The organism is Paludibaculum fermentans, from assembly GCF_015277775.1.
GTDB classification, from domain to species: domain Bacteria; phylum Acidobacteriota; class Terriglobia; order Bryobacterales; family Bryobacteraceae; genus Paludibaculum; species Paludibaculum fermentans.
In genome coordinates this window covers 8,991,737-9,006,583 of sequence record NZ_CP063849.1, presented here as the reverse complement: position 1 = coordinate 9,006,583, position 14,847 = coordinate 8,991,737, and the positions used below count along the sequence as shown (strand labels likewise).

10 protein-coding genes are annotated in these 14,847 nt (G+C 62.6%); 4 read left to right on the top strand and 6 right to left on the bottom strand.

From position 1 onward, the window contains the following. Nucleotide 1: 1 nt before the first annotated feature. The 4 genes from IRI77_RS35710 to IRI77_RS35695 all read right to left on the bottom strand — a co-directional run bounded on the left by IRI77_RS35710 (nt 2) and on the right by IRI77_RS35695 (nt 6,545). On the bottom strand, nt 2–1,312 hold the full coding sequence (locus tag IRI77_RS35710; RefSeq protein WP_194449689.1) for a hypothetical protein: 1,311 nt from the start codon (nt 1,310–1,312) through the stop codon (nt 2–4). Nucleotides 1,313–1,323: 11 nt separating this feature from the next. Further along, entirely contained in the window at nt 1,324–3,378 is a 2,055-nt protein-coding gene (locus tag IRI77_RS35705; RefSeq protein ID WP_194449688.1) for an ATP-binding protein, read from the bottom strand. 34 nt (nt 3,379–3,412) lie between these two features. Beyond that, nucleotides 3,413–4,438: a DNA cytosine methyltransferase gene (locus IRI77_RS35700; RefSeq protein WP_228486494.1), complete on the bottom strand. Its 1,026-nt coding sequence runs from the start codon at nt 4,436–4,438 to the stop codon at nt 3,413–3,415. 520 nt (nt 4,439–4,958) lie between these two features. Further along, nucleotides 4,959–6,545 carry a DUF5597 domain-containing protein gene (locus IRI77_RS35695; protein WP_194449686.1) on the bottom strand — a complete coding sequence of 529 codons (1,587 nt, stop codon included), beginning with the start codon at nt 6,543–6,545 and terminating at the stop codon, nt 4,959–4,961. 440 nt (nt 6,546–6,985) lie between these two features. Between IRI77_RS35695 and IRI77_RS38450 the strand changes: the two genes are divergently transcribed. After that, nucleotides 6,986–7,108, top strand: a complete 123-nt coding sequence (locus IRI77_RS38450; protein WP_267239360.1) for a hypothetical protein — start codon at nt 6,986–6,988, stop codon at nt 7,106–7,108. Here the strand turns inward: IRI77_RS38450 and IRI77_RS35690 are convergent, their stop codons facing one another. Beyond that, a complete protein-coding gene (locus IRI77_RS35690) occupies nt 7,109–7,750 on the bottom strand; it encodes a TetR/AcrR family transcriptional regulator (RefSeq protein ID WP_194449685.1) in 642 nt (213 codons plus the stop codon). A gap of 14 nt (nt 7,751–7,764) precedes the next feature. After that, a complete protein-coding gene (locus IRI77_RS35685) occupies nt 7,765–8,037 on the bottom strand; it encodes a hypothetical protein (protein ID WP_194449684.1) in 273 nt (90 codons plus the stop codon). Between the two features lie 181 nt (nt 8,038–8,218). Between IRI77_RS35685 and IRI77_RS35680 the strand changes: the two genes are divergently transcribed. From IRI77_RS35680 to IRI77_RS35670, 3 genes are all read left to right on the top strand, one after another. Further along, nucleotides 8,219–10,249 carry a sigma 54-interacting transcriptional regulator gene (locus tag IRI77_RS35680; RefSeq protein ID WP_194449683.1) on the top strand — a complete coding sequence of 677 codons (2,031 nt, stop codon included), beginning with the start codon at nt 8,219–8,221 and terminating at the stop codon, nt 10,247–10,249. A gap of 118 nt (nt 10,250–10,367) precedes the next feature. Beyond that, nucleotides 10,368–11,687 carry an efflux RND transporter periplasmic adaptor subunit gene (locus tag IRI77_RS35675; RefSeq protein WP_194449682.1) on the top strand — a complete coding sequence of 440 codons (1,320 nt, stop codon included), beginning with the start codon at nt 10,368–10,370 and terminating at the stop codon, nt 11,685–11,687. Further along, nucleotides 11,680–14,847, top strand: a complete 3,168-nt coding sequence (locus IRI77_RS35670; RefSeq protein ID WP_194449681.1) for an efflux RND transporter permease subunit — start codon at nt 11,680–11,682, stop codon at nt 14,845–14,847. Before IRI77_RS35675 ends, IRI77_RS35670 begins: the two co-directional genes overlap by 8 nt.

The following is a 14,847-nucleotide window of genomic DNA, read 5'->3' as shown; positions in this document are numbered from 1 at the left end:
GCTATCGCAAGAGCAGCATGCCCGGACGCGAAGCGTGACTGCCAAAACAGGCCTGCAGGGTTGCGAACGCCTGGCTTCGGATACGGAACATCGCCGTCTCTTTCTTGAGCGCCTCAAGGGAACAACTGCTGACAAGGAGACAGTTAACCAGCAACGAATACGTTGCCTTCTCGCCGCCATTGACGGAGATCCAGAACGGCGCAATCTTCCAAATGGATTGAGGCAGTGTACTCTTGAACTTCTTTACAGTTTCAATGGGCACCAAGAAACCGCCAACGAGCCGAGCGACGATCAAGTTACCCTGTGCGTGATCACATGAGGGGCTTGTCTCAACTGCAACCGGGACCACGTCGGCCGCGACCGACTCCACTTGCTTCTTGAACTCTTCCTCGCTGGTTTTACCCTTGGAGAGCAGTGGAGCAATCATCGTCGCGATATCGGGAAACAGCGGGGACAAGGCAGCGGAACTCATCAGGTAGACACCTCCCGATTGTGGGATGCCCAAACCATCGAACGAGCAGTGCAGCATCGAGTTGATCCGCGCCTTTGCCTCTGTTTCGCAGTCTGCTTTCGCGGCGTTTGAGAGGATCTCGTTCGTGATGTTTCCAAGAGCCGGGGCCGGAACCGCTACGCGGCCTTCCAGTTTGTCTCCGTGGAGTGGAATCAGCGAGTGACAGAACGCTTTGAATGCTGTCGGCCCGTCCGTCATGCCGGACTCGCCGGCGAACTCCTTCCCACAGCCGTACATGAGCCGGAGCATTGTGTTGTTCCAGCCCTCACGCCATTTCTCAGGCGCGTCCTCATTCCCCGAGGCGATGGTCGCGAGTTCGCCAACTACTTCGCTTCCAGCTGCGACCGAGGCTTCTTCCCAAACCTGCAGCATTCTGACTGGGCCGCGATTCTGAAGTTCAGCGTCAATTCTTGTGGAGAGCGTGCCGATGTCCTTGCATTCCTCTTTATCAATCCTAAGGAAGACTGACGGACGCGCAACGTCAGCCATCGGGAAAATATAACTGTCGAGATCGTCAACAAGCTCGGGGTGCTTAGTCCACGCGACGGCAACGTAAGGCCCATTGTCCTTATGAATGACCCGACGAATACAGTTCGCCAGCGCGGCCACCTTGGACTTCGGATCGGCGCCCGCGCCGACGATATCCATGTCCAGAAAAGCCAGGCGGATGCCGGACAGGGGTTCGCGAGGCACCCCAGATTCCAACGATGCAGGATCGACGTAGAGCGGAGCCACTCCGATCTTCCATAGCACCCTGACGAGGTCAAGCACCTCCGCCTCGACGTCGTCCAGGATCAGCACTCGTGCGGAATTCAGGCCGACCACTTCGCACCTCCGAAGGCCAAAGCGACGATGGCACCGTCGAAATCGGCGGGAAGGGTCACATCGTCGGCATCTGGGAACAAGAGTTTCCCGCCTTGGACCTTCATAACCTGATCTGCCAAGTGCAGACCGAGACCCATGCCGTCAGGCTTGCGAGACATGAACGGCTCGACTAGGAACTCCGGAGGATCGCTGAAGCCCGGACCGTTGTCCGCGACCACAATCGCCGGCCCCTCACCGAAATCGTCGCTCGTGCCAATGTAGATCTTCTTCACGCCGGCCTTGCTGCGCGGCCCCCATTTGTTGTCGAGCCACCAGATGGAGTTGTCAATTAAGTTCATGAGCGTTGCAACGAGTAATCGTTTGCTGCACTTGGCCTCAAAGTCCTCCCGCAGATTGCGCGTCACCGCTATCGAGTGGCCTTCAAGCCGCAACTCCGTGTTGAAGAGCGCCGCCCTCACTAGGGCCGTGGCCTTCTCACGCGATTCACCCGACCGGCGCGCCAGCGCTCCGAGCCCTTCCACGAGTTCGGCCAGATGACGGGCCATTGAGGTCACTTGAGGTGCCGCGCCGAACTCCTTTGCCGCCTTTTCCAGGTTCGCGATGCCCTTCTCGACCTCATGGATAACGATGGTCAAGCTTAGCCCGGCGCTTGCCGACGTGAGAAATCGGTCTCGAATGGCGGTAAAATCACTCTCAATTCGGTCCAGATAGGGAGTGATCTCCTTGAGGTTCTTTCGCTCGACCACCTCCCGCACCGCCGAGAGGTCGGCGAGAACGGGCTCCCGAAACTTGCCCTTGGAATACGCCTGCCTGATGCGTGCCTTGTCCTGGTTACGCTCCGCTTCGATCTGCTCGATGGAGCGCAACACGGCGTCGCGGAAAAGAGAGTAGGCTGGCGTGTCAACAAACCCCTCCCGATTTGTCTTCTCCACCAGATCACGACTCTGGGAAAGATCGAGAGAGACCGCGCCGATCACCAAGTTGTTGCTAATGCGACCAGTGGGGATATTGACGCGCCGTCCGCCAAGCCCCAGCCAATCATCCCCGGGCTCGCCATAGTTGTAAACCCGAATGCCATCCCGATAGACACGGACCCCACCGACGTTGTCCAGGAAGTCTTTCAGCCCCTTCTTGTCGGTGACCCCAAGTGCAAGTATCTGTGGCTCGCGATCAAAAATAGATAGCTGGATTTCGACGGGCCCGATGGAATGCTGGCGCAGATCCAGCAGCTTTGTCTCGCGGCCCTGCCTCGATTGTAGTCTAGCTTTCCCGTCATCGCGGGTGCGTGACTGCACTCGCTCGACCATGGCTGGAAGAGGAGTGAACTCGTACTGGTAGGAAAATGTGTCGGCGTCAATGCGTCCGGATGCGTGAAACAATGCGTAGTCGCGGACATCTTCGATGGTCAGAAGGCCGTGGAGCCAAGCCGCCTCGTCGTGCGTGGTCATGATCAGCTGTGGTCTAAATTCGTCTGATGTCTGAAAAGGGGAACATATCGAAGTGACCGCGCGGCTAACATCCCGCACCATCCCGCGCGTCCAATCGTTCCGAAGGCGCATGATCTCAATGCGCGTTCCCGTCCGGGCACCGGTGAACACCTCGGGCTTCCTTTCAGTTACTGATACGGGGATGTCGGAGAGATATGTCTTTTGCTCGAATTGCTGCCAATCGATGTCGGCGTGAACTTCGGGCTGTCCTTTCTTCCTTGTCGTCAACCGCACCCTGAGACCGAGTTTGTGCGCGGCGAAGCGACCAATGCCCTTCTCGCCCAAAGGAGCTCTGTGAAATCCGGGGGTTCGGAAGCCGTCCTCCCGCTGTTTCATGCGATAGTCAGTTCCCGGCTCCAGCCAGACCTTCGTTACTGTGTCGAGGTCCATCCCGGTGCCCGAGTCCTCCACCACAATTCGCCCGGCAATCTTGTCAGACACCTTCGTCATCTTGATGCTGCAATCTGGAGAGTCTGCGTCGTAAGCGTTCTTTACGAGCTCGAAGACTGCGATGCCTGGGTCGCGGATCAACTGGTCGCCCAGCAGCAGCAACATGCGTGCTCGAGGCTTGAATGCCTGGCGAACCGCTCTATAGTCCGGCATCCGATCCCCCTCCTGCCGCCGACACCATTTCGCGACGTGGCGATGACTTGACTAACGTCCGGACGACATGTTCCATCACGGGCGGGCAGACGGCGTTGCCCAGGAGCTTGATCCTGTCCCGCCGCGTCCCACGCGCCAAAATATAGTCCTTGGGAAACCCCATCGCGAGCTGCAGCTCAGGAACCTGCAACATTCGCATCTCATGCATGCCATCGCGGCGCCGGACGTAGGCGAAGCGATCCAATGTGGTGATGGTACGAAGGGGGACTGAGACCGGTTGCCACCCTCCAGAACCGTCACTGCCGTAGTAGACGATCAAGAAGGGGTCGCGCGTGCCAACGTTCGCGATCGCACGATCCGCCCTCTCCAAAGTAGGCGCCGCTCTACCATCAGCCCGAAGCGGATTGTACTTGTACGTCCCGTTCGTGTCAATGACGCTACGGACGGGAACATGCACCATGCCGTCGGGCAGGCGAATTTCCGGCGGCTTCTGACCGCGTTCACACACGATGAACAGCCGTCGCCGCGATTGAGGGACTCCGAAGTCGGCGGAGTTGAGCACCTGTGGCAAGCACCGGTAGTCCAACGCCTCCAGCGAATCGATGAGTTGCTGATACCGTGTCCAAGCCCTCATGTGAATCACGTTTTCGATCACAATCCACCTGGGCGTTAGCGCCTCTGCGAAGCGGACTACCTGGAATGCTGTTCCACGGCTCTTCTCGGAACGTTCGGCCGCCCCTTTGGCGCAAGTATGACTTGTACATTCGGGAGAGGCCAGGAGCAGTTCGATCCGGCCGAACTGCCTTTCGATGCTGGCTGGATCGACATCCTCGCAGAATGACGTGTAAACCTCCGTATCGGGGTTGTTGTCCTTGTACGCTTTTCCAGCCAGTTCCCAGGCGTCGATGGCCGCGACCACGCACACGCCCGCCGCCTTCGCGCCGCAGCTGCTTCCGCCAACCCCGGCGAACAGGTCGATCGCCCTTACAGTGCTTTCATTCGCGTCACTCACAGGCATTTCCGGCGGTCTCCGAATTGGCATCGAGGCTGTCGACGCCTCGCAAACTATACCTTCGGCCCAGCGACCAACAACGGCCGAGGGATATCTGCTCGGAAAATCATCATTTCACAGGAGTTATGCCCTGGTCAAATCTTTCTGGCAATCGACGATCGCCCCAGGTCGGTGACGACGATTCGCAGTGGACAGGTCCCCTAAGGGAGGCCGCCGTAGGGCCGGGGACATCCTGGACGGCCCAACCTCGGACCAGGAGCCGGATCGGGCCGACTAAGTATGAGACGTGGTGGCCTCGCTGCTTCGGATCCAAACACCCGAGGCGCACTAGCGGGCGTGCTCCATCGGTCGTCGCCTGGAGGAGGAAGGCAAGCTCACCCCGCGGCAAGTTCAGGCAATCCGTAAATTGGAGCACCGACTAGGCGAGCCGGGTCCCGACGCCTCGACCAAATGAACCAAGGACCAAAGAGCACGGTCCGTGAAGGTTAACTACGTTTGGCGACGGCTCACCGCGCCACTCTTAATACTTCATCAGCTTCACCCGCACCACGGTCCCCGCTCCCGGCAGCCTCAACCCGAAGAAGATCTCATCGCCGCTCAACTGCCGTCGCGCTTTCCACACGCCATTCTCATAGGCGCCTTCCTCGGCACTCACGAAATCGGCCCGCGGCGCGGCTGACCCGAACTTCGGCCGGAAGTTCACGGTCGTGTCGAAGCCGGCGATCACGAATTCTTCCGGACCCACCTGCCCGATCAGCACCCGCCCGGTCGTCTTCGGCGTGCCCGCCGCGCGCGCTCCGCCATAGCCCCAATGCGACGGTCCGAACTGCGCCATCGACTCATAGGCCCCGAAATCGCCCACCAGCGTGGCAATGCCTGTCTCTTCCACAAACGACCGCAATTGTCCGTACTTCTTCGCCTCCGCCAGCAGCGGAGTGGCTGCCGCCACCACACGATAGGTCGCCGACAGATCGCGCAGGTTTTCGGGGACCGCCCCCGTGTCGCCTTCCGCCGAACCTTCCACACCAAACACCGAGACGCCGATGCCCTTCAGGTCGCCCAACGCGTAGAACATGCGCCGGCAGAAGCCCAGATCCCGGCCCGTCTCGGGAATCAGCAGAGGATTGTCCGGCCGGCTGTAGGGCGTCGCTTCCTCGACGTACTGCACATAGCTCTGCTTGTAGATGTCCGGCGAGATCCAGTCGATCGACGGCACCAACGCTTTGTAGAGGGGCAGCATGCGCGTCGTGGCTCCTCCGCTGGGATGCGAGAAGCCCGGCTCGTAGAAACCGTCCTGGATGTCGCTCCAGACGTTCAGGAACATCGGCAGTGGGAACTCGCGCTTGCCTGCCTCGGCCACCCGCTGCAGATACTTCGCCTGATAGTAGGCGGCGAAGGTTTCGCTGCCATAGGCCCCGAACACTTCATTCCACGTACCGCTGCCCGTCTTCCCTAACGCCTTGATCGCCTCAGCCGGCGCAGCCTGCGCGAAGAGCTTGTTCGCGCTCTCGGAGTGATCGCGATCCGTCCCCAACACACCGGCTTCGTTTTCCACCTGCACGGCGATCACGGTGTGCTGCTCGCCGTCGATCTCTTTCAAATGCCGCATGAAGGCCGCGAAGCCCCGAGCGTCCGCCGCCTGCGTGGCCTCTACGTGGGTCGCCAGCGCACGGATGGGGCTGCCGGTCTGGTCGATCATCCGGGGGTACTTCTGGACGTTCTCCTTCACCCACGCCGGAGCAAAGTGCATCGCGCCGTTCTTGAAACCGCCGAACCAGGCCAGGATGAGCCGCAACCCGTTCGCCCGCGCGCCGGCCACCAGTCCGTCCACGATGGCGAAATCGAAGCGGCCTTCCACCGGTTCCACCGCCTGCCACTGGATGGGGATCTCCACCGTATTCACATGGATCCGTTTGGCCAGCGGCCAGGTCTTCTCCAACTCCTTGGGGAAACCGCTGGAATTCCCGGTCTGGATGCCGAGAATCAGGAACGGCTTGTCGTCCACCAGGAACTGGAAGCCGCCCTTGTCCTTTGCCAGACGAGGCATGGGCGCCGCGGCCAGACTCACCGTGGCCAGCAACAGAGCCACCATCACTTTCGAATCCATGAAGCCTCCAGGAACGCGTCGAGCCGGGCAATACCCCGGCGCGGGACCCCACCGGAGCGCGGGCCCGGCTCCGTCCCACAGACAGCATACAGCGGACCGGCGACTCCGGAATAGCCGCCTTTCCACCAGGCAGCCATCTTTCTGCAATCGCTGCCAGGCCAGACAGCAGAGGCAGCGAGCAACGAAGCAGTTTGGCCCGCCAGTTGCTTCTACTGAAGGCAGACCGCCACCGGAACGGCTGGGGTAGCCCTTCCGGGATTGGGATCAGTTCGAGACGGGGATTGTCTCCCGCAGGCGGGCATCAGGGGTCCCGCTTGAATCCGCCGCCGCCAGCCACACAGGCCCTCCTCCTCCCAAAAGGGCCGGCTGGCGGCGGCAGGCGACGGCCCGCAACATGCTCTCGAAAGATCGATTCGAACCGCAGAGCGAGGAACCAGGCTATGACTTCGTGGACTGAGTTTCGTGGCAGGTACAGGCGTCAGTTACCCGACGTGATCTTTCTGCTGCTGACCATCGTCCCCTGGCTGATCTTCGCGCTGTTGCCCTATCTGGCTTCGAAGTAGTCAGCGCCTGGCGGCCAATCCGATGGTGAACCTCCTGGCCAGCGGAGCGGCGCTCTCCGCGGTATGCCCACAGGCCGCCAGCCAGAGCCCGTAGGCCAGGCACATCTCCACGGCACGCGGCACAAACTCACCCGCCATTCGGACGCCTCGCCAGCGCCGCAGCCCGCGGCTCCACATCTCCTCCACCGCGCTCATCTCACCTCGGTAGAGGCTGATAGCGTAGCTGGGCGACTCCAGCAGCGCCCAGTTCAGCAGGGCCGCGTGAGCGGGCCCGCAGACACAAACCAGCACCGTGGCCTCGGCCATGCGCTCGATTCCGGACCTGCGGTCAGCGGCATCGATCACGGCCAGACGGTCCTCCAGGGTCCGCAGCCTCTTCTGGATATTGAACTCGACCGCCTCGCGGAACAGCGACTCCTTGCTATGGAAGTGGAGATACAGCACCGGCTCCGATACGCCGGCCGCGTCGGCCAGCGCCTGGGTGGTGGTCCCATGCAGCCCGGTGCTGGTAAAGAGGCCGGCGGCAATCCGCAGCACCTGTTCCCGGCGGATCGCGCCCGTCAACCGCCGGCTGCGCCGCCGGGCCAGTGGTGGCTCCGGCACTGAGCTTGTGAACTGGCAGGGGATGGGAGTATCCGGCATAGCGCTTCAGAGGGTTAGTGTTTGCCCGGATTCAAGGCCTCCACGAGATAGGAGGTGTACACGCCATTCGCGAGCAGGCGCACGCCCTTCCTCGACAACCGGCACAGCAGCGCGCGTCCGGCCTGGTCGATGGTCGTCAGGTCGCGCAGCAGCAGCTCGACCGGCTTGCCCGTGGAGATCTCCTCGTCGCAGCAGCTTTCCACTGTCTCGACGCTATCGCTCATGAGCTGGCCGTCCACCATGATGGTGGTGTGCGATGACGCTTTAACCGTGCTGATACGGAACATGGACCTTGCGCCTCACCCCGGGTGGATGCACGTTGGGGACCAGCAGGACGAGTGGAGTCCGAAGTGCCTCCACCTCTACTGCCCGGCAGCAGCCGCCACGGCTAACAGGTCCAGAATGCCGAATCCAGACAAATGCCAACGTCAATTGCCGATTTCGGCACCTGCTGCTACGATTCTGGATATGGAGATCCCGGATTCCGAAATCTACCGAGCGCTCTTCGACCTGTCCCAAGTCGTCGCCGGGCACGCCGATCTCGAGACGGTCTGCAACTCCCTGGCGGCCTCGCTGCGCCGGGTGGTCTCCTTCGATTTCCTCGCCCTGGTCCTGCACGATCCCATCAAGGATCAACTGCGGCTGCACGCCATCAGCGCCAACCGGCCTTACAAGGACCGCCCACGCGTCTTCGACCCGAACGGAGACGACCCCGGCGCCCATGTCTGGCGCGAGCAGCAGCCCGTGGTGCTTTCGCTGCTGGACCTGGAGACGCGCTGGGACGACGTCATCCAGGAGGCCCTGGACGAGGGGATCCACGCCATGGTCCTGGTGCCCCTCTCCAATGGCGAGCGCCGCCTGGGCATACTCGGCTTCGGCTTCGATGCGCCGTTTCAACCGGACCCGCGCGCACTGCAGTTTCTCCAGCGTGTCGCGGCGGAACTCGCTGTCTCCGTAGAGGGTTATCTCACGCGCCAGGCTCTGTTGCACGAGCGCGACCGCATGCGTGTCCTGTTCGAAATCACCAATTCCCTGGTCTCGAAACTGCCGATGGAGGAGCTGTTTTCGGCGATCTCCACCCAGCTCAGCAGCGTCGTCGCGCACGATTTCGTCCTGATGGCGCTGATTGAGAAGCCGTCCGGCCACATCCACATCACGGCGCTGCATTCTCCAGCGGGCATGCGCTTTGAGCCGGAGGAGATGTCGGTGAGTCCGCAGGGCATGCCGGCCGGCGAAGCGATTGCCACGGGCAAACCCGTCGTGCTGAGCGGAGACGAGCACGACCGCTACACCGCTCCGGTGTACCGCAAATACCGTCACCTGGGCTTCCGGTCCAGTTGCTCCATCCCGCTGGTGGGTACCAACGGCATCTCCGGGGTGCTCGACCTGGCGCGCCGCGGCGGTCAGCCATTCACTCCGGACGAAGTCGACCTGCTCGTCCAAGTGGCTCGGCAGATTGCCATTGCGACGGAAAACGCCCTGGCTTACCGGGAGCTCTCGGAATTGAAAGACAAACTGGCCACCGAGAAGCTGTACCTGGAAGACGAGATCCGCTTCGACCAGAATGTCGGCAGCATGATCGGCGAAGGGCCGGCGTTTCAGGCCGTGTTGAGCGGTATTCAGGTGGTCGCACCCACGGACGCAACGGTACTAATTGAAGGCGAGACGGGCACCGGCAAGGAGCTGGTGGCCCGGGCGCTGCACGACCTCAGCGCCCGGTCGAAACGGTCGTTCATCAAGGTGAATTGTGCGGCGATTCCGGCGACGTTGCTGGAGAGCGAACTCTTCGGACACGAAAAGGGCTCGTTTACCGGCGCGTTCGCCCAGAAGATCGGCCGCTTTGAACTGGCTCACCAGGGCACGCTGTTTCTTGACGAAGTCGGAGAGATTCCCCTGGAGTTGCAGTCGAAACTGCTGCGGGCCATCCAGGAGCAGGAGCTCGAGCGCCTGGGCGGCAACCGCACCATCCAGGTAAACGTCCGCTTCATCGCCGCCACCAACCGCGGCCTGAAGAAAATGGTCGAGGAAGGCAAGTTTCGTAGCGACCTCTATTACCGGTTGCATGTCTTCCCCCTGACGGTGCCCCCATTGCGGGAACGCAGGGAAGATATCCCCTTGCTCATCCGCTACTTCACGCAGAAATACGCGACGCGCATGAACCGTCCTATCGACTCCATCCCGTCGTCCACCATCGATGCCCTGACGAATTATGACTGGCCCGGCAACATTCGAGAGCTTCAGAACGTGATCGAACGCTCTGTTATCCTGAGCCCTGGCCGCGTCCTCGTTGTCACCCTACCGGAGCTCTCGAAAACCGCGCCCTCGCCCAGGACTTCGCGGCTGGCAGAGACCGCTGAGCGCGACCGCATTCTGCGCGCCCTGCGCGAGGCTCGAGGGAAAGTCGCCGGGCCGCATGGCGCCGCGGCGCTGCTGGGTCTCCGGCGCACCACTTTGCAATCCCGCATGAAGAAGTTAAGTATCGAACGCGAATACAGCTGATTCCGGCAGATGCCGGGCAAGTGCCGAAGGTGCCGAAAGGCCGGCAGACGCACTGCCCGGAAGCCGCTCAATCCAGGTCCCCGACTCTGGCTGCTCGTTTGCCTTGAGAGAGGGTGACATGGAAACGCGAGATGCGCAGGCAGTCTTCGGCGTTGGGAATCAGACACGAATTTCCCAGGCCAGGTTTCGACGAAATCACTTCCCCCTCCCTTCCGGACCTCTCCGGCACTTCGGCACGGTGCCGAAGCGGCTGGCCGGCATTGGGCTCCTTCTGACGGCACTTGTTCTCTCCGGCTGCAAGACCAAAGCGGAAGGACCACCCGCGCCCGGCCTGCCTGAAGTGGCCACCGTGACCCTCGAACAGGAGCCGGTGACGCTGACCACCGAGTTACCGGGCCGCACCTCCGCCTACCTGGTAGCGGAGATCCGGCCGCAGGTAAATGGGCTGATTCAAAGCCGGCAGTTCCAGGAGGGATCCAATGTGAAGGCCGGCGACCTGCTGTACCAGATTGATCCGGCCCCTTACCAGGCCGCGCTGGCGCAGGCCAAGGCGGCCCTGACCACGGCGGAAGCCGAGCTGGTGACGGCGGAGGCCAACCTGCCGGCGCTCCGCTCGCGGGCCGAACGGCTCAAGACGCTTGCCGCCACGCGCGCCGCCGCCCAGCAGGATGCGGACGACGCCGGCGCCGCGCTGCGCCAGGCCGAGGCGAACCTGGCCGCCCGCAAGGCTTCGGTCGAGATCAACCGCGCCGCGCTGGACAGCGCCCGCATCAATCTCTCGTACACCCCGATCCATGCGCCGATTTCCGGCCGCATCGGCATCTCGAACATTACTGTCGGCGCGCTGGCGGCGGCCTATCAGCTCACGCCGCTGGCGGTGATCCAGCAGCTCGACCCCATTTATGTGGATGTGGTCCAGTCCAACGCGGAGCTGCTGCGGCTGCGCAGCCGGCTGAAGAGCGGACAGCTCAAGCCGGACAGTTCGTTTCAGCGCAAGGTGAAGCTCAGCCTGGAGGACAAGTCGATCTACCCCTACGACGGCACGCTGCAGTTCCGCGACGTGACAGTTGACCCGACCACGGGCTCCATTACGCTGCGCCTGGTGTTCCCGAATCCGAACAATGTGCTGCTGCCCGGCATGTTTGTGCGGGCCCTCGTGCAGGAAGGCATCAACCAGCAGGCGCTGCTTGCTCCGCAGCAGGGCGTCGCGCGCGACACCAAAGGCCTGCCGTACGCCTGGATCGTCGGGAAAGACGACAAGGTGGAACAACGGACCCTGGAGCTGGACCGGGCCATCGGGGACAAATGGCTGGTCACCAGCGGCCTGGAGGCCGGGGACCGGATCATCGTCGAGGGGCTCCAGAAAGTGCGCCCGGGCGACCGGGTGCGCGTGGTTCCGGCGCCCCAACCGGAGACCAAAGGGAAAAGCCATGTCTAGGTTTTTCCTGCATCGTCCCGTCTTCGCCTGGGTGATCGCCATCGCCATGATGCTGGCGGGCGTCCTGGCGATCTACAACCTGCCCATCTCGCAATACCCGCCCATCGCTCCGCCGTCCATCTCCGTGCGGGCCGTCTACCCCGGAGCCACGGCCAAGACCGTGGAAGACAGCGTGGTGCAGATCATCGAGCAGAAGATGACCGGCCTCGACAAGATGCTGTACATCTCCGCCACCAGCGACTCGTCGGGCAGCGCCTCGCTGGAACTGACCTTCGCGCCGGGTACCGATCCCGACCTGGCCTGGTCGAAGGTGCAGAACAAGCTGCAACTGGCCATGCCCATGCTGCCCGAAGTGGTGCAGCGCCAGGGCATCACGGTGAGCAAGTCCACGCGCAACTACCTGATGCTGGTGGGCCTGATCTCAGAGAACTCGTCGCTGGACTATAACGACCTGAACGACTACGCGATTTCGCAGATCCAGCCGTCGCTGGCCCGCGTGCCGGGCGTCGGCGAAGTGGAGCCTTTCGGGTCTCAATACGCCATGCGCGTCTGGCTGGATCCAGACAAGCTCACCCAGTTCAACATGACCTCCGACGACGTAGTGGCGGGCATCCGCACCTACAACGTCCAGGTGTCCGCCGGCCAGTTCGGCGGCATTCCGGCGATCCCGGGCCAGCGGCTGAACGCGTCGATCCTGGTGCAGTCCCTGCTGAAGACGCCTGAGGAGTTCGCAGCGATTCCCCTGCGGAACAATCCGGACGGCTCGATTGTCCGGGTGAGGGACATCGCGCGGACGGAACTGGGGACCGAGTCTTACGATGTGAAGGCGTCGTTCAACGGCCGGCCCTCGGCCGCCCTGCCCATCCGCCAGGAGCCCGGCGCGAACGCCTTGGATACAGCCGCCCGGGTGAAGGCCAAGATGGAGGAGCTCTCGAAGTACTTCCCGCCCGGGATGAAGGTCGTCTATCCCTACGACACGACCCCGTTCGTCCGGGTCGCCATTGGGGAAGTGGTGAGGACCCTCATCGAAGCCATCGTGCTGGTGTTCCTGATCATGTATCTCTTCCTGGGCAACATGCGCGCGACGCTGGTGCCCACCATCGCCGTGCCGGTCGTGATCCTGGGGACCTTCGGAGTCCTGGGCGCCCTGGGCTTCTCCATCAACATGCTGACGATGTTCGCCATGGTGCTGGCCATCGGCCTGCTGGTGGACGACGCCATCGTCGTGGTGGAGAACGTGGAGCGTGTGATGAGTGAGGAAGGCCTGCCGCCCTGGGAAGCCACCATGAAGTCGATGGAGGAGATCACCGGCGCTCTCGTCGGCATCGGCTTTGTGCTCTCGGCGGTCTTCGCTCCGATGATGTTCTTCCCCGGCGCGACAGGAATCATCTACCGCCAGTTCTCCGTCACGGTGATCGCCTCGATGCTGCTCTCAGTGATCGTCGCCCTGGTGCTGACGCCGGTGCTGTGCGCCTCGCTGCTGCAGCCTGTCGCCAAAGGCCATGAGGCGGCGGAGAGCGGCTTCCGCCTGCTGCGCCCGTTCTTCCTGGCGTTCGACCGGGCCTTCAACTACCTGCGGGACAAGTACCAGTCGCTGGTGGGCCGCATCCTGGGCGCCCGCGCCATCTCGCTGCTCGCCTTCGTGGTGATTGTCGTGGCCATGGGCTTCCTCTTCCGGCGCATGCCGACGGCCTACCTGCCTGATGAGGACCAGGGGATCCTGATGGCGATGGTGCAACTGCCGCCCGGCTCCACGCGGGAACAGACCGACGGGGTGATGGACAAACTGCGGAGGCACTTCCTGGAGGACCAGAAGGAGGCCGTCGAATCGTGCATGACGGTCTCCGGGTACAGCGCTTCCGGGCGCGGGCAAAACCAGGGCTTCGCGTTCATCATGCTGAAAGACTGGAAGCTGCGCGACAAGCCCGGGCTGCGGGCGAAGGAGGTCGCGGGCAAGGCGATGATGGCCTTCGCGGGCATGCGCACGGCTGTAGCCTTCGCATTTCCTCCCCCCGCGGTGATCGAGCTTGGCCAGGCCAACGGTTTCGACTTCATGTTGCAGGATCGGGGCGGCCTGGGGCACGACGCCCTGATGGGCGCCCGTAGGCAACTGCTGCAACTGGCGGCGCAGGATCCACGCCTGGTGCGCGTACGGCCCAACGGCCTGGACGATGTGCCCGAGTACCGCAGCGAGATCGACTGGGAGAAGGCCGGCACGTGGGGCGTGCCCATCTCGAGCATCCACAGCACGATCTCGGCGGCGTTCGGCAGCGCCTATGTGAACGACTTCATCCAGGGCGGGCGCGTGAAGCGCGTTTACGTTCAATCGGACGCGCCTTATCGCATGCTGCCCAGCGACCTGGAGCGCCTCTATGTGCGCGGCAGCAAAGGCACCATGGTGCCTGTCAACGCTTTGGCATCGGGCCGCTGGACCTACAGTTCGCCGCGGTTGGAGCGGTACAACAGCTTCCCCGCCCTGAACTTCCTGGGCGAGCCCGCGCCCGGCCGGAGCTCCGGCGAGGCCATGCAGGCGATGGAAGAGATCGTCGCCAAGCTACCCAAGGGCATCGGATACGACTGGACCGGACTCTCCTACCAGGAGCGCATGGGCCAAGCGCAGACCGGGCTGCTGTATTCGTTCTCGATCCTGGTGATCTTCCTGGTCCTGGCGGCACTCTATGAAAGCTGGTCGGTCCCGATCGCCATCATGCTAGCCCTGCCGCTGGGCGTCATTGGCGGTGTGGCCGCATCGTCGTGGCGCAACCTGCCCAACGACGTCTACTTCCAGATCGGACTGCTGACGGTCCTCGGACTGACTACCAAGAACGCGATCCTGATCGTGCAATTCGCCAAGATCCGGCTGGAAGAGGGTGAGGGTCTGCTGGAGGCCACACTGCAGGCCGCCAAGCTCCGCCTGCGGCCGATTGTCATGACCTCGCTCGCCTTCGGTTTCGGCGTTCTGCCGCTGGCGATCGCCAAGGGCGCCGGCGCCGGCGCACAGCAGGCCATCGGCACCAGCGTCCTGGGCGGCATGATCACCGCCACCTTCCTGGCGATCTTCTTCATCCCCCTGTTCTTCGTGATGATCGTGCAGCTCTTCAGCAAGCGCACAGCCGCTCCGGTTGAGCCCGGTACGGCACCTTCCGGGGAGGGCCAATAA

What these genes read in the sequence shown, in the direction of transcription:
- IRI77_RS35705 (WP_194449688.1), bottom strand. Translation starts at nt 3,378, where the DNA reads ATGTTGCTGCTGCTGGGCGACCAGTTGATCCGCGACCCAGGCATCGCA.
- IRI77_RS35695 (WP_194449686.1), bottom strand. Translation starts at nt 6,545, where the DNA reads ATGGATTCGAAAGTGATGGTGGCTCTGTTGCTGGCCACGGTGAGTCTG.
- IRI77_RS38450 (WP_267239360.1), top strand. Translation starts at nt 6,986, where the DNA reads ATGACTTCGTGGACTGAGTTTCGTGGCAGGTACAGGCGTCAGTTACCC.
- IRI77_RS35690 (WP_194449685.1), bottom strand. Translation starts at nt 7,750, where the DNA reads ATGCCGGATACTCCCATCCCCTGCCAGTTCACAAGCTCAGTGCCGGAG.
- IRI77_RS35685 (WP_194449684.1), bottom strand. Translation starts at nt 8,037, where the DNA reads ATGTTCCGTATCAGCACGGTTAAAGCGTCATCGCACACCACCATCATG.
- IRI77_RS35680 (WP_194449683.1), top strand. Translation starts at nt 8,219, where the DNA reads ATGGAGATCCCGGATTCCGAAATCTACCGAGCGCTCTTCGACCTGTCC.
- IRI77_RS35675 (WP_194449682.1), top strand. Translation starts at nt 10,368, where the DNA reads ATGGAAACGCGAGATGCGCAGGCAGTCTTCGGCGTTGGGAATCAGACA.
- IRI77_RS35670 (WP_194449681.1), top strand. Translation starts at nt 11,680, where the DNA reads ATGTCTAGGTTTTTCCTGCATCGTCCCGTCTTCGCCTGGGTGATCGCC.